The 18517-nt window shown below is 66.4% G+C and carries 17 protein-coding genes; 9 read left to right on the top strand and 8 right to left on the bottom strand.

The annotated features are described in order from the left end of the window. The first annotated feature begins 115 nt into the window (after positions 1–115). From ACZK13_RS13430 to ACZK13_RS13415, 4 genes are read left to right on the top strand one after another with little or no spacing between them, the layout of a single operon-like run. A complete protein-coding gene (locus ACZK13_RS13430) occupies positions 116–895 on the top strand; it encodes a hypothetical protein (protein WP_253144094.1) in 780 nt (259 codons plus the stop codon). A 52-nt stretch (positions 896–947) separates the two neighbouring features. Further along, a complete protein-coding gene (locus tag ACZK13_RS13425) occupies positions 948–1793 on the top strand; it encodes an energy transducer TonB (protein WP_253144096.1) in 846 nt (281 codons plus the stop codon). Further along, the gene (locus tag ACZK13_RS13420) at positions 1793–2665 is read left to right on the top strand and encodes a hypothetical protein (RefSeq protein ID WP_253144098.1); all 873 of its coding nucleotides are present in this window, start codon (positions 1793–1795) and stop codon (positions 2663–2665) included. Before ACZK13_RS13425 ends, ACZK13_RS13420 begins: the two co-directional genes overlap by 1 nt. Before the next feature lie 13 nt (positions 2666–2678). Next, a complete protein-coding gene (locus ACZK13_RS13415) occupies positions 2679–3197 on the top strand; it encodes a hypothetical protein (protein ID WP_317618056.1) in 519 nt (172 codons plus the stop codon). 46 nt (positions 3198–3243) lie between these two features. On the opposite strand, the gene ACZK13_RS13410 is transcribed toward ACZK13_RS13415, so the two are convergent. The 3 genes from ACZK13_RS13410 to ACZK13_RS13400 all read right to left on the bottom strand — a co-directional run bounded on the left by ACZK13_RS13410 (position 3244) and on the right by ACZK13_RS13400 (position 8183). Further along, positions 3244–5355, bottom strand: coding sequence for a TonB-dependent receptor family protein (locus tag ACZK13_RS13410; protein WP_253144100.1), 2112 nt, complete (start codon positions 5353–5355; stop codon positions 3244–3246). A 156-nt stretch (positions 5356–5511) separates the two neighbouring features. Beyond that, positions 5512–6474: an IS110 family transposase gene (locus tag ACZK13_RS13405; RefSeq protein WP_478481796.1), complete on the bottom strand. Its 963-nt coding sequence runs from the start codon at positions 6472–6474 to the stop codon at positions 5512–5514. A 272-nt stretch (positions 6475–6746) separates the two neighbouring features. After that, positions 6747–8183: a beta-lactamase family protein gene (locus tag ACZK13_RS13400; protein WP_253144319.1), complete on the bottom strand. Its 1437-nt coding sequence runs from the start codon at positions 8181–8183 to the stop codon at positions 6747–6749. 189 nt (positions 8184–8372) lie between these two features. Between ACZK13_RS13400 and ACZK13_RS13395 the strand changes: the two genes are divergently transcribed. Continuing rightward, complete coding sequence (locus ACZK13_RS13395; RefSeq protein WP_253144316.1) at positions 8373–9041, top strand: GAD-like domain-containing protein; 669 nt, start codon at positions 8373–8375, stop codon at positions 9039–9041. A gap of 128 nt (positions 9042–9169) precedes the next feature. Here ACZK13_RS13395 and hutU read toward each other — a convergent pair whose 3' ends face one another. Genes hutU through hutI form a run of 4 tightly spaced genes read right to left on the bottom strand, consistent with a single transcriptional unit; the run spans position 9170 to position 14446 of the window. Continuing rightward, positions 9170–10837, bottom strand: a complete 1668-nt coding sequence (gene hutU / locus ACZK13_RS13390; protein WP_111150194.1) for a urocanate hydratase — start codon at positions 10835–10837, stop codon at positions 9170–9172. Next, complete coding sequence (hutG, locus tag ACZK13_RS13385) at positions 10834–11688, bottom strand: N-formylglutamate deformylase (protein WP_253144312.1); 855 nt, start codon at positions 11686–11688, stop codon at positions 10834–10836. Before hutG ends, hutU begins: the two co-directional genes overlap by 4 nt. After that, complete coding sequence (gene hutH, locus ACZK13_RS13380; RefSeq protein ID WP_253144309.1) at positions 11685–13226, bottom strand: histidine ammonia-lyase; 1542 nt, start codon at positions 13224–13226, stop codon at positions 11685–11687. Before hutH ends, hutG begins: the two co-directional genes overlap by 4 nt. Then, a complete protein-coding gene (gene hutI, locus ACZK13_RS13375) occupies positions 13223–14446 on the bottom strand; it encodes an imidazolonepropionase (RefSeq protein WP_032127726.1) in 1224 nt (407 codons plus the stop codon). The genes hutH and hutI overlap by 4 nt, the downstream gene beginning before the upstream one ends. 67 nt (positions 14447–14513) lie before the next feature. Here hutI and ACZK13_RS13370 point away from each other — a divergent pair, with 67 nt between their 5' ends. From ACZK13_RS13370 to ACZK13_RS13355, 4 genes are all read left to right on the top strand, one after another. Further along, positions 14514–15884, top strand: a complete 1371-nt coding sequence (locus ACZK13_RS13370; RefSeq protein WP_478481794.1) for a formimidoylglutamate deiminase — start codon at positions 14514–14516, stop codon at positions 15882–15884. 28 nt (positions 15885–15912) lie between these two features. After that, a complete protein-coding gene (gene hutC, locus ACZK13_RS13365) occupies positions 15913–16641 on the top strand; it encodes a histidine utilization repressor (protein WP_253144304.1) in 729 nt (242 codons plus the stop codon). Positions 16642–16714: 73 nt separating this feature from the next. Further along, on the top strand, positions 16715–16897 hold the full coding sequence (locus ACZK13_RS13360; RefSeq protein WP_253144301.1) for a type II toxin-antitoxin system HicA family toxin: 183 nt from the start codon (positions 16715–16717) through the stop codon (positions 16895–16897). Between the two features lie 23 nt (positions 16898–16920). Further along, positions 16921–17298: a type II toxin-antitoxin system HicB family antitoxin gene (locus ACZK13_RS13355; protein ID WP_232528032.1), complete on the top strand. Its 378-nt coding sequence runs from the start codon at positions 16921–16923 to the stop codon at positions 17296–17298. Between the two features lie 119 nt (positions 17299–17417). Here the strand turns inward: ACZK13_RS13355 and ACZK13_RS13350 are convergent, their stop codons facing one another. Beyond that, positions 17418–18428, bottom strand: coding sequence for a restriction endonuclease (locus tag ACZK13_RS13350; RefSeq protein ID WP_253144299.1), 1011 nt, complete (start codon positions 18426–18428; stop codon positions 17418–17420). Between the last annotated feature and the right edge of the window lie 89 nt (positions 18429–18517).

Raw genomic sequence — 18517 nt, 5'->3', positions numbered from 1 at the left:
TGCCCGCGGTAGAATCCGCCCACCACCGCTTACGCGTGCCCGGCAAGGATGTCCGCATGCAGTATCAGGTTTTCGAGCTTCCACGCTGCACGATCTGCGGCATCCAGCGGCGCCGATGAAACGCACCCGTTTCTTTACACGCAGCCCATTGAAGCTGCCGGCTAATCGCGGCAGTGAAGTCGTGCGCGCGCGGCAGCATCTGCAGCAGCTCGGCTGGCCGCGCCTGCAGATGGCGCTGATCGTGGCCCTGACCGGTGCGGCCGGTTTCCTCGCCTCGCACCTGCTGCGTCTGGCCGGTATCGACGCGATGCTGCTGCGCTACCCGATGGCCGTGCTGCTGGCTTATGGCGTATTCCTGCTGCTGATGTGGATCTGGATCCGCTGGCGCTGGGACAACGTGCTGGATGGCCTGTCGCCGGATGTGGGCAGTGGTAGCCCATCGCCTCGTGGAAGTGCCTTGGAATCACCGTGGAGCGGCGTCGGTGGCCGTTCTGGAGGTGGCGGCGCGTCAGCTTCGTGGAATGAGTCGGCGCGGGTCAGCGGCGACGATGCCGGTGAGCTGCCATTGACCGGCCTGGCCGAAGACGAAGCGGGCCTGCCGTTGCTCGCGATCCTCGGCCTCGTCGCGCTGCTGGCGACCGTTCTGCTGGCCAGCGTGTGGGTTGTGTGGTCGGCGCCAGTGCTGATGGCTGAGCTGCTGGTGGACGCGGCCATCGCCGGAGGCCTGTACCGGCGCATGCAGGGCATGCAGGAGCAGGGATGGTGGCGGGTATGCGTGACGCACACGATCTGGCCGCTGCTCGGCCTGCTGCTGTTCTTTGCTGTGCTGGGTTGGCTTGCGCAGACGCTGGCTCCAGGAGCGACCCACCTGCTGCAGGTCATTCAAGCAGTGTAGCGCCACGTTCCCGGCCGATATCCCAACCTGCTTCATTTCTTCGAGGAGCTTCATGCGACAGCGCATTGCACGGAAGCGCATCCTGACGACAGCGGTCGTCCTGTTCGTGGCTGCTGGCACAGCGCTGATGGCCAGCGTGCGCCCGCAGTGGCGGCAGGATGTCAGCCCGCCTCCGATCAATCTGGGAACGGCACGGATGCAGGCCGAGGTGATGGCAGAGCTCATCGACCTGCGACCGACACCGCCAGGAAAGCCGCCAGTACCACCGATTCCAATGAAGGCAGTCTCCTCCCCGATGCTGACCGGCAACAGTGCGTTCGCGACCGCTGAGGTGCCACTGGCAGATGTCGCGCCAGCACACTTCGAGCCGCGCGGCTGGGAACCCGACATGCCATTTGCAGTGATGGAATGGACTGCGCCTTCCTGCGGTGAAGGAGACCCCGTCCCGGTCTGCCACGTTCGTCACAGCGTCGTCGAGTGGCGCGATGATGACAGTGCGGCGTCCTTTCAACTTCAGCAGCATCTGGAGGCGATGCTGCAGGTTGCGAACCGCCGGGCTGTACGCGTACCCGACCTCGCGTTTGAGCTTGCGCATGTGCGAGCGCAACGGATGACGTGGGACGAGCTTCAGCAACGGCGCGCACGCGGCGTCGAGGGATGCACGGGTGGCCCGGGCAATCCGGATCTGGGCGTTGTCTATCTGCAGCGCCCTGTGTTCAGCCTGGACGGGAACTGGGCAATGGCATCGATCGCCTCGGATCTGTGCAGTGGAGGATCGGCGATGCGCGTCCTCTACCTTCTGCACCGCAGCAAGGGCGGATGGGAGCGTGTTCGAGTGGATCCTGTCCGCTATATGAGCTTTGGCCACGGCCTGTGGCCCGTGTTGCCGGAGTCGTGATGACAGATACCTCGTTCAAGCCGGACCGTGACTGCCAACAACGGATCGTCTGGCGACGCATTGCGTCGTTGGCGGCGGCGCTGTCGGCTTTGGCTCTCATGGCCGGAGTCTGCAGCCTGCGCCCGAGGTGGCAGCAGGCGATCGGTCCGCCATTGGTCAACCTGGGAACGGCGCAGATGCAGGCGGAGGCGATGGCGCTGGCGATCCGGCAGAGGCCGCCTTTCTCCCCTCCACCTCCGCCAGAGCCGCAGCCAACACCAGTTCTGCCATCGCCGCTGAGCGAGGTGCCCACCGCACCGCAGACGCCGTCCATGCGCGTCGATCGATGGCGCCCGCAGGAGCAGCCACAGTTGACCGACCCGGTGGGGGAGGACATCTACGTGATGGAGCAGACCTTGCCCTATTGCTGGCCGGGCAGCAGTGCCTCCACCTGCCAGGAGGTGGACGATCTGGTCCTGCCGCTGGACGATTGGTGGCCGCAGGACATCCATGCGCTGCGGTTGCAGCTGCAGGCGGACCTGGTTCCCGCCAATCGCCGTTCCACGCCAGTGCCTGCGGCCGCATTGGCCGGTGTGCAGCGGATGGACAGCGCGGGGCTTCGAGCGCTGCGGGAGCAGGGGTGCGGGGCAACGGTGCATGGGCCGACTCGGACATACGACCACGTCGTCTATCTGACCCGGCCCGTTTTCAGCGTCGATGGGCTGTGGGCTATGATCGCGGTCGCCTGGGATTCGTGTTTCGACGATTTCGTCTACCGGGAGCTTGTCGTACTGCATCGGGAACAAGGACGCTGGATGGCCGAACCCCCGGAACGGGGTCTGGGCGGCGTATGGGACGGCCGCGTACTGCGGCCCTGGACGTACAACCACTGACGAGGAAGAGCGCATGGATGTCGCTGCACGCAGGAACAGGATGTTGTTTCGTTGGACCATGTTGGTGCTGCTGGCGGTGTTGTTGCCGTTTGCAGCACTGGCACAGCCTGCAGCCGGGCAGGCCGATGGCGCCGAAGCCGCTACTGCCGCGGAAGAGGCGCAATGCCGCGCCTGCACTTATGAGCGCATTGGGCCCAAGGTCGATATCGGCCTGGTGGCCCTGATTTCGCTGCTGGTGGTGGGCCTGCTGGTGGCGGTATCCCGCGAATGGGGCACCACCTCGCAACGATGGACCTGCCGCACGCTGGCCCTGTTGCTGGTGGGTGTCGGTGTGGCGTTGCTGTGGTGGGCTGGCAGCGTCGTCTACCTGGGCTACAACCCGTGGCAGGAAATGGCCGCCCCCGTCGATGGCTCGCTCACATCGACACTGCTCACTACCTCACCGAAGTGGCTGGCGGCGATGGTGCTGATCGGCTTCGCGCCTTCCATCTGGAAACGCAGCGAGCGCCTGCCGGCGTGGCGCATCAGCTGACATTGAAACGGCGGCGCTGGATCACACCCGGCGCCGCCTGCGGTCATCAGTCAAAGCGCAAACGCACACCAGCGTAGATGCCACGGCCTTCGCCCGGCGTCGAGCGGGCAATATCCTTGCCGGCATCGTTGTAGCCTGGCGTGACCGTGGCGGCGTAGTGGCGGTTGCCGATGTTGCGCATCTCCGCCCAGGCCTGCCAGCGGCCACCGGGTGCGTCGTAGCCGATGCGGCTGCCGAAGATCACATGGCTGTCGGCCCAATAGCTGTTGGCGTAGTCCACGGCGATGCGCGAGGCGTACTCGGTAATGAGCGCAGCGTACAGGCCGGACGCGTGATCGAAGCGCAGCTCGGCTTGGTAAGCGTGGCGCGGCAGGCCGGGCAGGCGGTTGCTGCCGAAACGCGCATCGTGGCGATAGCGGAAGTCACTGAAGGTGTACGCCTGGCGCAGCGACAGGCGGCCCGGCGCTCCCTGCCACAGGGTGCTGTCCAATCCGGCTTCGATGCCGCGGTGTACGGTGGGGCTGGCGTTGTTCTCGGCGATGAACAGGTTCGGTACCGGCTGCAGTTCGACGCTCAGCAGTTCGTGGTTTACGTGCGCGTAGTAGCCGGTCAGTTCCCAGCGACCCAGCGCCGCGTCACCGCGCGCGCCCAGTTCCAGCGTGGTGGCGGTCTGGTTCTGCATCGGCACCGGCGCGCGCTGGCGGCCGGTGGACGGGCCATTGCCCGGCCCGAAGTACTGGTTCGAGCCCCAGATCATCGACCACGGGTGCGGCGCCTCCACCGAACGGCTGAGGTTGCCGAACCACTGGGTCTGCGCGCTGTGCTGCCAGGTGAAGCCCAGTCGCGGCGCGTAGTCCCAGTCGTGGTCGCGCAGGCGGCCGCCGCTGCTCGGCCAGGTCACCTGTACATTCCGACGGGTGTTGATCAGTGCCAGCCCGGTCTGCATGCGCAGGCGGTCATTGAAGGTGAGGGTATTGCCAACGTGCAGCGTGCTGTCGGTGCCGTGGTGGCGGAAGTCACGCGTGCGCGTGCCGGTGGCATAGCCGTTGCTGGCAAAACGCAGCGACTCGCGCACATCGGCGTCCAGATCGTGGGTGACGCGCAGGCCGACCGTGGTTTCGCTGTCCAGGCCGAACAGCCGGTGGCGGTGGCGGTAGTCCAGTGTGGCGTTGAGGTTGGCGTAGTCCAGCTGCTGGCGGTACAGGCTCTCGTTCAAGTCCATCGGGTACGTGTGATAGACCAGTCCCGCCTGCAGCGAGGAATCCTCATCGATCTGCAGCGTGGTGACGTTGCCCACCCACGTGCTGCCGGGCTGCGGGCGACGTGCATCGATGGCCAGGTTGGCTGGGTTCGCCGCGTGCGGGTCATTGCGGATCTGGTCGCGGGTCAGGCGACCGGGTGTTTCGTGATTGGTTTCGCGGTAGCGCACGAAGAAGCGCGTCTGCAGGTCGGGCGTGATCTGCCAGCCGATGTTGGCCATCGCGCCCTTGCCGTCGCCGCGCGCATGGCGCTGATAGCCATCGAACTCGGTATCGGTGTAGGCCAGGAAGTAATCGACATCGCCACTGACGCCGCCCCAGCTGATGCCGCGCTTCTGGTAGCCACGGCTGCCGGCTTCGTAGTGCAGCTGCACGCCCGCCGAATCGCGGCCGCTGCGGCTGACGTAGTCGATGGCACCGCCCAGTGCCAAGGCGCCACGCTCGAAACCATTGGCGCCGCGCAGGACTTCCACGCGCGACAACCACAGCGGTTCCAGCAGCTCGTAGGGCGTGCCGCCTGGGCCGGTCAGTGGCAGACCGTCGATCGACACCGCAATGCCCGAGGCGTGCGCGCCCGGGCCACGGTTGATGCCCGAGCCACGGATCGAGATTTTGGTGCCCTCGTTGCCCGGCGACTGCGCGCTGATGCCTGGCTGGTAGGCCAGCACATCGGCGCTGCTGGACAAGCGGCTGTCCCCCTTGGCTACGTCAATCACGTTGCCGGCGCCGGGTACGCGCTTCAGCGTCTCGCGCGCCTGCGCGCTGGCATCGGCGGCAGCGGTGACCTGCACCGCATCCAGCGTGGTGGCCTGCGGGGCCGCAGCGGCGATGGAGGAGAGGCCAAAAGAAACGGCCAGGAACAACAGCGACGGGGCGGGGCGGTACGACGAGAGCGACATGCGGGAATGCTGTAAACCACGAAAGTGGCGCGCAAGTTAACAGGTCGGCGGCGTCACGTCACCCATCGGCGGCGTATGGCCGCCCGCGCTCCTTGTAGAGTCGAGCTTGCTCGACTGTCTTTCGCTTTCTGTAGAGTCGAGATCCTATGTTCGTGGTCAAGCCTGCTGGAAGCAGGCTTGACCCACCTTCAGCATGGCCGGATCGAAGTCCCGGCCGCTTTTGAAGACACCCCAGGCGATCTTGGCCAGCTTTCTGGCCAGGATGTTGAAGACGGCGGTGCTGGGGTGACCGCGTTTTGACAGCTCGTCGTAGAGCGGTTGCCCCCGACGACACCGCTTGAGCCCCATGGCGGCCATGTAGAGCATCTGGCGCAGCACTGGCGCGCCCTGTTTGGACAGCCGACGCCGTCCCGTTCTGCCGCCAGACTCGTTAGGCCGGGGATCCAGGCCGGTGCAGGCGATCCACGCGTTGGCGTTGGCCAACGGCCAGCGCGTCATGTAGTAGATCAGGTGAGCGGCGACGGCGGGGCCGATACCAGGGATGGTCAACAGGCGCTTGTAGAGCGTGCCATGCTCTCCATCGCGACCCAAGCGCTGCAGTTCGCTTTCCAGCTCGGACAGCGTCCCAGCCAGAGCGCAGAACAGATCTGACAGCTCCCCGGGGGCACTTTTGCTTACCCCGAAGGATTGCTCCAGGCGCGCGCGTGTCTTTACCAGCGTCTGCCGCTTGCGCAGCAAATCGTGCATCTGCTGCTGCTCGTCGGTACGCGGTACGTATTCACGCAGGCGATCGTTCTCCTTCTTCACGTACCGGGCGATCGCTTCGGCGTCCATGGCGTCCGTCTTGCCACGCGAGCCCGTCGCCCGGCCGTAGTACTTGATCAGACGTGGATTGATCACATAGACAACGTGGCCTGCCTGGCCAGCCATCCGAGCCAACAACTCGTAATACCGCCCCGTCGCCTCCATGCCAATCCGGCATCGCTGGGGCAAGGTGTTGAGCCACTGGGCTATGCCGGCCCGGGTGTTGGCGATCCTGTCGCCGGCCTTGCGGTCGGCCACTGCCGGTACGAACTCCTTGGAGTCCACGTCCACGCCAATATCGAGAGAATCAGACATTTGTACGGCTCCCAGCTATCTTTAAGGGGCTGGGGTGGTACCGCACCGACGTTAGCTTGCCTACATCGACGATCCCCTTTGGGGGCCGTACGATCCTTTATCGACGTTCGTGTGCGGGATGGGGATCGCTCGACTCGTCTGTCGGCTAGTATCCGCAGATGCATGCTTGACGGTCCCTCCACCCTGGCTCCTACATACCGCGTAGGAGCCGGGAGGAACATACAAGCCTTGCTCGACTGCCTCTGTGTCCCGGAGTCGAGCACGGCTCGACTCTACAGAGCCGGCTTCGCCAGCGCCTTGGCCTTTGCATACAGCCGGTCAGCCGTTTCCCTCTCACCCAGCGCGGCGTGGCATTCCGCGAGGCTGTCCCACGCATTGGCCGAATTCGGATACAGCTCGGTATTGAGAGCGAACACCTTCACCGCCTTGCGTGCCCCGAGGCTTTCGCGGACCGCGTACGCATCGGCATTGATCGCGCGTTCCAGTTCGCTGGCAGCAACCTTATTGCTGTCGCGCAGCCAGCGATGCACTGCTTCTGCCGCATCCTCACTGTCATCCAGCGCATACGCGATCAGCCGCTCGGACAGCACCGCATGCGGGAACTCCCGCGGTGCGGCGACCGCCATCGTGCTCTCCACCAGCGTGCTCGACCAGACATTGCGTGCGCTGCCGTTGGTCAGGTACACGAACACCCAGTAGCCGTTGGCCAGCGTGCCCTTGTAGGCCAGCCGCGCACGTACACGGGTGCCGCCATCGTGGCCGACCTGGGTGTAGCCGTCGCTGCGGGTGGTATCCCAACCGGTGGAGAAGAAATTGCTGCCACCGCCGGCCAGTTTCTGCGGCTGCCAGAGTTTTTCCAGGGTCGCCGTGCGCAGCAGCTTGCCGGTCGCCAGCGCCTGCAGGAAACGGTTCATGTCGCCCACGGTGGTCTGCAGGTCGGCGTGTCCCCAACCGTAGTTCGGCCAGGGGGCTTCATTGGCCGGCTGCAGTTGGCCGTCCTTGCCGATGTAAGGCACCGCCGCGCGCGTGGCTGGCATGCTGGTGACGCCCCATGAGGTGCTGGTCATCTTCAGCGGTTGCAGGATGCGTTCGCGCGCGATGGCCGGGTAGGGCTTGCGGTAGTGCGCTTCCAGCAACGCCGTCAGCACCAGGTAGTTGGCCTGGGTGTACTGCACGCGGCTGCCGGCGGCGAACTGCATCGGTGCCGCGCCGGCCACCTTCAGTGCAGCGCCAAGGTTAGGCGCCACTCCGGTGTAGCCCTTGCTCACCCAGCGGTTGTCCACCCGGTCGTAATACTCGCCGATACCCGAGCTGTGGTTGAGGAAATCGCGTACGTGAATGGTCTGCCATGCTGATGGCAGGTCCGGCACATAGCGACTGGCCGGCGCATCCAGATCCACCTTGCCCTGATCCACCAGTTGCATCACCAGCGTGCTGGTCAGCAGCTTGGCCATCGACTGCGCGGCGAAGATGGTATCGACGGTGGCCGGTGCATGCGTGGCCGGGTCGCGCTCGCCGCTGGCGCCCTGGTAGAGCACTTGGCCATTGTGTGCGACCAGTACCGCCTGGCCGGCGATGCCGTAGCGCTCGCGGTTGGCCTGCAGTTGGGTGTCGAGCTGATTGGAAAGATCGCCAGGGGACTCACGCGCCGAAGCGATCGGAACGGCGAACAGGGCACAGAGCAATGCGGCAGCAAGGGTGCGGTACATCGCGGTGATCCGTCAGCGGTGATGGCGCATGTTGGTCACGGCGGGAGAGCGGGTCAAGCGGGGCTGGCGGCAATGTGAATGAATGAATTTCCAATGGTCTGTCGTAAACAGCTCTTAGAATCTGATGAAGCACCAGATATAAGAGCGCCTCAGTCCACGCCGACGAAACAGTCCAAGATGGGAGGGACAATGGAAGATGATGAAGATTTCGCGCTCTTCATCGAGAGCTTCGGTGAGGCAACTGAACACGATCCGGTGCCAGAGACCGCGTTCTCCAAGTGGGCGGGCATCTTGCCTGATTCGCTCTTGAGCTATTGGCGTCGGGATGGATGGGCGAACTATGGCAATGGACGGCTGTGGACGGTGAATCCCGAGGACTACGAAGGCCTGATGCACATGTGGTTGTCTGGTACGCCATTTCCCCTGATCGATACCTACCATGTGTTTGCCAGAAGCGGGTTTGGACGGCTCTACCTGTGCGGCGAAGCATCAGGCGCTGGCGTGAGCATCGATCCGATCCGCAGTGAAGTATTTGCTCTTCAGAACTGTTTGAGACCCAAGTCTCTCGCACGGCAGGAGGGTGGCATCAAGGCATTCTTCGCTTGCGCGGAGCTTGACGACTTTGATCTGATGGATGGGGCCGAAGAGCTGCCTTTCGACAGGGTTGTGAGCACTTGCGGGCACTTGATGGCGGATGAGATGTATGGCTTTGAGCCAGCGCTGGTTTGCGGCGGCGAAGTAGCCATTGGCAATCTGCGCAGGTTCAAGCTTCAGCCGCACCTGCACATGCTGAGGGAGTTCGCCGCGCCTGCGTTTCCACGCTATGCGAACAATGTGAAACCGCTGGCCCGGAAGTGATCCGAAGGACCCAATCATGTAGAGCCGAGCCCATGCTCGGCTGCCTTCCCTGGAAGCATTGAGCCGAGCATGGCTCGGCTCTACAGGTGCCTTCCGGTAGTGCTGGCCGCTGGCCGGCACCCCTGCGATCAGCCGAGGATGCCCGGCAGATCCAGTCCCTTTTCCTTCGCGCAGTCGATTGCGATCTCATAGCCCGCATCGGCATGGCGCATCACGCCGGTCGCGGGGTCGTTCCACAGCACGCGGCCAATCCGTTTGGCCGCCGCTTCGGTGCCGTCGCAGACGATCACCATGCCGGCGTGCTGCGAGAAGCCCATGCCGACGCCGCCGCCATGGTGCAGCGACACCCAGGTGGCGCCGCTGGCGGTGTTGAGCAGGGCGTTCAGCAGCGGCCAGTCGGACACGGCATCGGAACCGTCGGCCATCGCTTCGGTTTCGCGGTTCGGCGAGGCAACGCTGCCGCTGTCCAGGTGGTCGCGGCCGATCACCACCGGCGCCTTCAGCTCGCCGTTGGCCACCATCTCGTTGAAGGCCAGGCCGAGGCGATCGCGGTCACCCAGACCCACCCAGCAGATGCGCGCGGGCAGGCCCTGGAACTTGATCTTCTCGGCAGCCATGTCCAGCCAGCGGTGCAGGTGCGGGTTGTCCGGAATCAGTTCCTTCACCTTGGCATCGGTCTTGGCGATGTCTTCCGGATCGCCGCTCAGTGCGGCCCAGCGGAACGGGCCGATGCCTCGGCAGAACAGCGGGCGGATGTAGGCCGGCACGAAACCGGGGAAGTCGAAGGCATTGGCCACGCCTTCCTCCAGTGCCATCTGCCGCAGGTTGTTGCCGTAGTCCACGGTCGGCACGCCCAGCGCGTGGAAGCCAAGCATGGCGCGGATGTGGTTGGCCATCGACGCGCGCGCGGCTTTCTCCACTTCCTTGGGCGCGGAGACACGTTTCTCATCCCACTGCTCGACCGTCCAGCCCTGCGGCAGGTAGCCGTTCACCGGGTCGTGCGCGGAGGTCTGATCGGTCAGCAGGTCCGGCTTCACGCCGCGCTTGAGCAGTTCAGCCAGTACGTCGGCGACGTTGCCGAGCAGGCCCACCGACTTCGGCGTACCGGCCTTGCACGATTCATCGATCAGCCGCAGCGCTTCGTCCAGGTTGTCGGTCCAGGTATCCAAGTAGCCGGTGCGCAGGCGCATGTCGATGCTGCTCTTGCGGCACTCGACGGCCAGGCAGGACGCGCCGGCCATTACGGCAGCCAGCGGCTGCGCGCCACCCATGCCGCCCAGGCCGCCGGTGAACAGCCACTTCCCGGTCAGGTCGCCACCGAAGTGCTGGCGTCCCATTTCCACGAAGGTCTCGTAGGTGCCCTGTACGATGCCCTGCGCGCCGATGTAGATCCAGCTGCCGGCGGTCATCTGGCCGTACATGGCCAGGCCCTTTTTATCCAGCTCGTTGAAGTGGTCCCAGTTGGCCCAGCGCGGCACCAGGTTGGAATTGGCGATCAGCACGCGCGGCGCATCGGCGTGGGTGCGGAACACGCCCACCGGCTTGCCCGACTGCACCAGCAGGGTCTGGTCATCGTCCAGGCGCTTGAGGGTTTCGACGATGGCGTCGAAGCTCTCCCAGTCGCGCGCGGCGCGGCCGATGCCGCCGTACACCACCAGTTCCTGCGGGCGCTCGGCCACGTCCGGGTGCAGGTTGTTCATCAGCATGCGCAGCGGCGCTTCGGTCAGCCAGCTCTTGGCGTTCAGCGTGGTGCCGGTCGGCGCGGCGATGGTGCGGGACGGGTCGTTGCGGGTCATGCGGCGCTCCGGTTCGTAGCGAATTCAAGGCAGGCGTTGAGCACCTGCGCCAGGGTGTGGCGCAGCGGTGCGGCGTGGTCGGGGTCGAGCGGGGTGGGCCAGCTGTGTTCGTCCACCTGGTCCGGCAGGGGTTCGTGCATGTAGCCGCGGCAGGCCAGCTCCATCTGCAGGCTGTGCACGCCGCCGGCGACGTTGCTGTAGTGGCGGGTGATCCAGCCGCCCTTGAAGCGGCCGTTGCGCACCTGGCTCATGCCACTGATCTTCAGCAGGTTCTCCACCACATCGCTCAAGGCGTTGTCGCAGGACGTGTCCGGCGCACCGGAGGGACCGGCGGTGCCCAGGTTGAACTGCGGCAGCTCGCCATCGAACAGGTGCGGGATATGCGAGCGGATCGAGTGCGCGTCATACACCACCACGGTGCCGTGGCGTGCGCGCAGGCGCGTGATCTGTGCGGCCAGCGCATCGTGGTAGGGCAGGAAATACGCGTCGCGGCGGCGCGCAATTTCCACGTCATCCGGTTCGCGGCCCGCGTGGTACAGCGGCTGGTTGTCGAAGGTGGTCAGCGGGCACAGGCCGGTGGTGTTCTGGCCTGGGTACAGCGACACACCGCTGGGATCACGATTGAGATCGATCACCGAACGTGAGATCGCCGAGCGCACCGTGGTCGCGCCCATGCCGCGCACGAAGTCGTACAGTTCGTGCACCCACCAGTCGGCATCGCGGCGGGCCAGCCACGGTGAGTGGTAGTCGCCGATCAGGTCGTGCGGCAGTTCGCTGCCCGTATGCGGGAAGCTGACGATCAACGGGGCATCGCCTTCGTGCACCGTCAGCCATTCGGGATGGGCACTCATGCCTGCGGTTCCACGGTTGGCAGAAGCCCGGCCAAGCCCTGCGCCAGCGCGCCACTGCGCACCAGGTTGGTGGCGGTCACCATGTCCGGGTGGAAGTAGCGGTCTTCTTCCAGCGTCGGCACCTGCGCACGCAGGGTGGCGCGCACGGCTTCCAGCGCGGTGCTGGAGCGCAGCGGGGCGTGGAAGTCGCAGCCCTGCGCGGCGGCCAGCAGCTCGATGCCGATCACGTTGGCGGCGTTCTCGGCCATCTGCATCAGGCGGCGCGCACCGTGTGCGGCCATCGACACATGGTCTTCCTGATTGGCCGAGGTCGGGATCGAATCGACGCTGGCCGGGTAGGCGCGCTGCTTGTTTTCCGAGACCAGCGCGGCGGCGGTCACCTGTGGAATCATGAAGCCGGAATTCAGGCCCGGGCGTGGGGTCAGGAACGCCGGCAGGCCGGACAGCGCCGGGTCGACCAGCATCGCCAGGCGGCGCTCGCTGATCGAACCGATCTCGCACACCGCCATCGCCAGCATGTCGGCGGCGAAGGCCACCGGTTCGGCGTGGAAGTTGCCCCCGGACAGTGCTTCGCCGGTATCGGTGAACACCAGCGGATTGTCGGAGACGCCGTTGGCTTCGATTTCCAGCGTGGTCGCGGCCTGGCGCAGGATGTCCAGCGCTGCGCCCATCACCTGCGGCTGGCAGCGCAGGCAGTACGGATCCTGTACGCGTACGTCGTTGTCACGATGCGATTCGCGGATGTCCGAGCCCTGCATCAACGTGCGCAGGGTGGCGGCCGTGGCGATCTGCCCGCGCTGGCCGCGGATGGCATGGATGCGCGGGTCGAACGGGGTATCCGAGCCCTTGGCCGCTTCCACCGACAGCGCGCCGGTGACCAACGCGGCCTGGAAGACGGTTTCGATCTCGAACAGGCCGGCCAGCGCATAGGCGGTGGAGAACTGGGTGCCGTTGAGCAGGGCCAGGCCTTCCTTCGCGCCCAGCTCGATCGGTTGCAGGCCGACACGTGCCAGTGCGTCGACCGCCGGTAGGCGTTCGTCACCGATGAAGGCTTCGCCGACGCCCAGCATCACGCTGGCCAGGTGCGAGAGCGGCGCCAGGTCACCCGAGGCACCCACCGAGCCCTGTGCGGGCACCACCGGCAGCACGCCCTTGACCAGCATTGCTTCCAGCAGCAGCAGGGTTTCCTCGCGGATGCCCGAAGCACCCTGCGCCAGGCTGACCAGCTTCAGCGCCATCATCAGGCGCACCACGCTGGCGGGCATCGGCTCGCCAACACCGGCAGCGTGCGAGAGCACGATGTTCCGCTGCAGGGTCGCCAGGTCTTCGCGCTCGATGCGCACGCTGGCCAGCTTGCCGAAGCCGGTGTTGATGCCATAGACCGGCGCGCCCTTGGCGACGATGGCGGCCACAGTCGCGGCACTGGCACGCACCACCGGCAGCGCGGCCGGGTCCAGTGCAAGCGGCGCACCGCGATAGGCCTGCCGCCACTGGGCGAGGGTGACATGGCCGGGGCGAAGAACCAGGGTGTTGCTCATGTGTTGCTCCAGGAGGCAGGCAGGTCGGGCTGTCCGCGCACCACGCGCGCGTGCAGCGGGTTGAATCCAATGCGATAGACCAGATCGGCGGGGGCGTCGATGTCCCAGATCGCCAGGTCGCAGTCCATGCCGATGGCGAGGCGACCGACGCGATCGCCACGGCCCAATGCGCGCGCCGCCTCACGGGTGAAGCCGGCGATGCATTCGTCCACGGTCAGGCGGAACAGGGTCGCGCCCATGTTCATCGCCAGCAGCGGGCTGGTCAGTGGCGAGGTACCGGGGTTGCTGTCGGTGGCCAGCGCCAACGGCACGCCGGCCGCACGCAGCGCCGCGATCGGTGGCAGGGTGGTATCGCGGGTGAAATAGAAGGCGCCGGGCAGCAGCACCGCCACGGTACCGGCCGCGGCCATCGCGGCGATGCCGGCATCGTCCAGGTGTTCGATATGGTCGGCCGAGAGTGCACCGAAGCTGGCGGCCAGTTCGGCGCCATGCTGGTTGCTCAGCTGCTCGGCGTGGATCTTCACTGCCAGCCCGTTGGCGCGTGCCGCTTCGAAGACCTGCCGCGCCTGCGCCGGCGAGAACGCGATGTTCTCGCAGAACACATCCGCCGCTTCGGCCAGGCCTTCGGCGGCGATGGCCGGAATCATCACGTTGCACACCTCGTCGGTGTACTCCTGTGCTTCGCGGCCCGGTGGAATCGCGTGTGCGCCCAGGAAGGTGGTCACCACGTTGACCCGGCATTCCTCGCCCAGCGCACGCGCCACCTGCAGCTGCTTGCGCTCGTCGGGCAGGGTCAGGCCGTAGCCGGATTTGATCTCGAGGGTGGTCACGCCCTCGGCGCGCATTGCCAGCAGGCGCGGCCGGCTTTCACTGGCCAGCTGTTCCGGTGTGGCGGCGCGGGTGGCGCGCACGGTGGAGACGATGCCGCCGCCGGCACGGGCGATGTCGGCATAGCTGACGCCCTGCAGGCGCTGCTCGAATTCGTTGGCGCGGTTGCCGGCGTAGACCAGGTGGGTGTGGCAGTCGATCAGGCCGGGCGAAATCCAGCGGCCTTCGCCGTCGATGCGGGTGGTCGGCTGCAGGTGGGCATCGCTGCCGGCCGCGCCGACATGGACGATGCGGCCGTTGGCGCAGGCCAGTACGCCATCGCGGATGACACCCAGCCCCTCGCCATCGAGGGTGATCAGGTGAACGTTGGACCAGAGGGTATCGACGTGCATGGCATCCACAACGCGGCTGTGCTTATATGTCTATACAATATAGGCGTCCATTTCGGGTTGTCCAGCCATGTCCGATTCGCGTTCCCCGCACAGTTTCCATGCCGCCCACGCCCTGCTGGTCGAGGGCTGGGCCCGCGATGTCCGCCTGCAGGTGCGGGACGGTCGCATCACGGCGATCAGTACGGGGCAGGGCGCGCAGGCGGGCGATACCCGCGTCGGCATCCTGGTGCCGGGCCTGCCCAACCTGCACAGCCATGCGTTCCAGCGCGGCATGGCCGGGCTGACCGAGATCGGCGGCGGCGACGGTGACAGCTTCTGGAGCTGGCGCGAGCTGATGTATCGCTTCCTGGCCCATCTGCGCCCGGACGCGGTGCAGGCCATCGCCGCCCAGGCCTACATGGAAATGCTGGAAAGCGGCTTCACCCGCGTCGGTGAATTCCACTACCTGCACCACGATGCTGACGGCCGGCCGTATGCCAACCGTGCCGAGATGAGCGCGCGGATTGCGGCGGCGGCCGACCAGACCGGTATCGGCCTGACCCTGCTGCCGGTGTTCTATGCACATGCCGATTTCGGCGGGGCGGCACCGAACCCCGCGCAGCGACGCCTGATCCACGACGTAGAGGGATTTGCGCATCTGCTGGACGCCGCCAAGCCGTCTTTGGCCGCGCTGCCCGATGCGGTGCTCGGCATCGCCCCGCACAGCCTGCGCGCGGTCACCGGCGAAGAACTGAGTGCGTTGCTTCCGCTGACCGACGGCCCGGTGCACATCCACATCGCCGAACAGGTGCGCGAAGTCGAGGCCTGCCTGGCCTGGAGCGGCCAGCGCCCGGTGCAGTGGCTGTACGACCATGCGCCGGTGGATGCGCGCTGGTGCCTGGTGCATGCCACCCACATCACCGACGATGAGCGCGCCGCCATCGTGGCCAGCCAGGCGGTGGCCGGCCTGTGCCCGATCACCGAAGCCAACCTTGGCGACGGCCTGTTCCCGATGCAGGCGTTCGCGCGCGAGGGTGGGCGCTTCGGTGTCGGCTCCGATTCCAATGTGCTGATCGACGCGGCTGAAGAACTGCGACTGCTCGAGTACGGTCAGCGCCTGACCCTGCGCGGGCGCAACGTACTGGCCCCGGATGCCAGCCGCAGCAGCGGCCGCTTCCTGTTCGAGGGTGCGCTGCACGGCGGTGCACAGGCGTTGGGCGTGGCCGCCGGGCTGCAGGTTGGCGCCAGTGCCGACCTGGTCGAGCTGGATGCCGCACACCCCGCGCTACAGGCGCGGCAGGATGACGCATGGCTTGACAGCTGGGTGTTCGCCGCACGTAATGGCGCGCTGCGATCGGTCTGGCGCCATGGCCGCCAGTGCGTGGCCGACGGCCGCCACCTGCAGCGCGAGGCGATCACCACCGCCTTCGCTGCCGCCCTGCGCGGCGTGCTGGGCTGATCGCCTCCCGCCACCGAGACCCCATTACGTGAAGGCCAGCAAGTCCGCCACGCTCAACCAGCGTATCCGCAGCGATCTGGAAAGCCGCATCCTCAGCGGAGAGTGGGCGCCGGGCTTCCGTATTCCGTACGAACACGAGCTGATGGAGCAGTATGGCTGCTCACGGATGACCGTGAACAAGGTGCTGACCGCGCTGGCCGAGAGCGGCATGATCGAGCGTCGCCGCCGCGCTGGTTCGTTCGTGGCGCGACAGCCCCCGCACCTGGAACAGGTGGCGCTGGAGATTCCCGACATCGCGATGGAAGTGGGTTCGCGTGGCCATCAGTACGCCTATCGTCTGCTGCAGCGCGACCTGCGCCTTGCAGATGCCGGCAATGCCGGTGAAGTCGAGCTGGCCGGCAGCGAAATGCTGCTGGCGATGCGCTGCCTGCACCTGGCCGACGGCCGCCCGCTGGCGCTGGAGCACCGCCTGATCAGCCCGGTGGGCGTGCCGGAGGTGCTGGAGGTCGACTTCAGTACCACCGCGCCGGGCAGCTGGCTGCTGCAGAACGTGTCCTGGACCCGTGCCCAGCACCGCATCAGCGCCTGGGGCGCGGATACCGCCACCGCCAAGCTGCTGGAGGTGAAGCCCGGTACCGCCTGCCTGGTGATCGAGCGCCTGACCTGGCGCGGCGAACAGCCGATCACCCGTGTGCGCCAGGTGTTCCTCGGCGATGCCTGGGACCTGGTGGCGCGCTTCGCGCCTGGCGCAAGGTAGGGTCGGCCCCGCTCGGGACACGCTGTCGCCTTGAACTCTGTCGAGGCGTGTGTACGATGTGTATCGTCCCCGTATGAAGAGCAGGGACCTCATCCGGGATCTGGAGGCGGCAGGTTGGACCTGTCGCCGGATTCGCGGATCCCATCATGTATTCGTGCACCCGCAGCACCCTCACATCATCACCATGCCTCACCCTAGGAAGGATCTGGGGAAAGGGCTGGTGCAGGCGTTGCGGAAGCTCGCAGGACTGACGTAGGAGGGCCCATGCGATATCCAGTCTTGATCGAGGCAGGCGATGAGCGCACCGCGTGGGGTGTGGTCGTTCCGGATCTGCCGGGGTGCTTCTCGGCGGCCGACACGCTTGAGGAGGCGCTCAGCGCTGCCGAGGAGGCTGCGCTCGCCTGGATTGATGCGGCCCTGGATGACGGGCGCTCGATTCCGACACCTTCCGCGCCACAGAAAATCGCCGCCGAGGCATCCAAGGACATCCGTTGGATTCTTGCGTACATCTGCATTGATCCGGCCCTGCTGGACGACACCATCGAGCGGGTCAACATCAGCCTGCCACGCCGGATCCTGGCGAGGCTGGATGCGCAGGCCAGAGCGGCAGGTGAATCGCGCTCCAGTTACATCGCCCATCTCGCAGCATTGGGCTGAGCAGGCGCCATGTAGAGCCGAGCCATGCTCGGCTGCTGTTGGCGCGATGCGCGATGAGTCGAGCGTGGCTCGACGCTACAAAGGCATCCATGCATGGCGTCGATCTACGGACACCCCAATCAATACGTGGCGCACTGCCGCCAGCGCACCGGCTCATCCACGCCGGGGCGGGCGTTGAGCTGGATGCGCACGTTGCGCAGGGCGGGGTAGTGCAGGACTTCCTCGCAGACCCGCGGCCACACCGCGTCCAGCTCGCCGGTACGGTTGATCGCCAGCGTCTGCCGGGTCAGCCAGACACCGCTGGCGATGCCGGGTTTGCCGGCCAAGGCACGGGACAGATCGGCCTGGAAGCGCTCCAGCGTGGCGGCATCCGGGTTGGGATTGCTGCGCGCATCGGTTGAGGGTGTGGCCGGCGCAGGCAGCGTGGTCGGCGGCGTGGTGGCGGGGGCCGGCGCCGGTTCGGGCGCCGCTTCAACCGCAGGCGCGACCGGCGCGGGGGCGACCGCCACCTCGGCAACGGGCGGGGCGTCCTGCACATGCAGCCCTTGCAGGCTCAATCCCACCAGCAGGCCCAGCGTCACCGCGGCGAGCGCGGCTATAGCAATGCGGCGCAGGGCTTCATGGCGGGCGCTGGCGCGCACACGGGTTTCGATTTCCGCCGGTAGATAGGGCTGCAGCAACGGCCACAGGCGCGGGCCGTCCAGCACCTCGACCGCCTGCTTTTCGGCGGCGCTGCGGCCGTCGCGTTCCATCCGGCCTTCGGTCAGCAGCACGCCGCCGCGGGCGCCGGCCAGGCGCGCGGCCGCGCCCAGTTCGTTCACCGCGGCGGTGCCGATGCGATAGGCCAAGCCGTGCTTGCACGAGACCAGCCAGCTGTTGGGGCCGTCGCTGAGCAGGAAATCGCTGCTGGGCTCACGGGATTCCTCGCCCGGGTCATCCAGTTCGCGCAGGCCGCGCTGCTCGCGCAGCATGCGCTTGACCAGTACCGAGAACTCGCGCCAGTGCATGCCCGCCAGGGCCTGCAGGCCGAGTTGCATCTCCTTTTGCCGCCGCTTGATCCACCACAGATAGACAACAGCCAGGGAACAGGTAAGCAGGGCCGACAGCAGGGCCAGGATCCAAGGGAGCATGCAGGAGGTGCGCGGAAGGGGCGAATGCGAAGGCGACAGTGTAAAGGTCGCGCCGTGCCGCTGAGTCAGGAGGTTCCTGACAGGAAGCG

The sequence above is a fragment of the Stenotrophomonas sp. 99219_Sma genome, assembly GCF_056480785.1.
This window is presented reverse-complemented; position numbering and strand designations above follow the sequence as displayed.

Excerpts from the sequence above, each read along its gene's own strand:
- ACZK13_RS13430 (WP_253144094.1), top strand. The coding sequence starts at position 116 with ATGAAACGCACCCGTTTCTTTACACGCAGCCCATTGAAGCTGCCGGCT.
- ACZK13_RS13425 (WP_253144096.1), top strand. The coding sequence starts at position 948 with ATGCGACAGCGCATTGCACGGAAGCGCATCCTGACGACAGCGGTCGTC.
- ACZK13_RS13420 (WP_253144098.1), top strand. The coding sequence starts at position 1,793 with ATGACAGATACCTCGTTCAAGCCGGACCGTGACTGCCAACAACGGATC.
- ACZK13_RS13415 (WP_317618056.1), top strand. The coding sequence starts at position 2,679 with ATGGATGTCGCTGCACGCAGGAACAGGATGTTGTTTCGTTGGACCATG.
- ACZK13_RS13410 (WP_253144100.1), bottom strand. The coding sequence starts at position 5,355 with ATGTCGCTCTCGTCGTACCGCCCCGCCCCGTCGCTGTTGTTCCTGGCC.
- ACZK13_RS13405 (WP_478481796.1), bottom strand. The coding sequence starts at position 6,474 with ATGTCTGATTCTCTCGATATTGGCGTGGACGTGGACTCCAAGGAGTTC.
- ACZK13_RS13400 (WP_253144319.1), bottom strand. The coding sequence starts at position 8,183 with ATGTACCGCACCCTTGCTGCCGCATTGCTCTGTGCCCTGTTCGCCGTT.
- ACZK13_RS13395 (WP_253144316.1), top strand. The coding sequence starts at position 8,373 with ATGGAAGATGATGAAGATTTCGCGCTCTTCATCGAGAGCTTCGGTGAG.
- hutU (WP_111150194.1), bottom strand. The coding sequence starts at position 10,837 with ATGACCCGCAACGACCCGTCCCGCACCATCGCCGCGCCGACCGGCACC.
- hutG (WP_253144312.1), bottom strand. The coding sequence starts at position 11,688 with ATGAGTGCCCATCCCGAATGGCTGACGGTGCACGAAGGCGATGCCCCG.
- hutH (WP_253144309.1), bottom strand. The coding sequence starts at position 13,226 with ATGAGCAACACCCTGGTTCTTCGCCCCGGCCATGTCACCCTCGCCCAG.
- hutI (WP_032127726.1), bottom strand. The coding sequence starts at position 14,446 with ATGCACGTCGATACCCTCTGGTCCAACGTTCACCTGATCACCCTCGAT.
- ACZK13_RS13370 (WP_478481794.1), top strand. The coding sequence starts at position 14,514 with ATGTCCGATTCGCGTTCCCCGCACAGTTTCCATGCCGCCCACGCCCTG.
- ACZK13_RS13360 (WP_253144301.1), top strand. The coding sequence starts at position 16,715 with ATGAAGAGCAGGGACCTCATCCGGGATCTGGAGGCGGCAGGTTGGACC.
- ACZK13_RS13350 (WP_253144299.1), bottom strand. The coding sequence starts at position 18,428 with ATGCTCCCTTGGATCCTGGCCCTGCTGTCGGCCCTGCTTACCTGTTCC.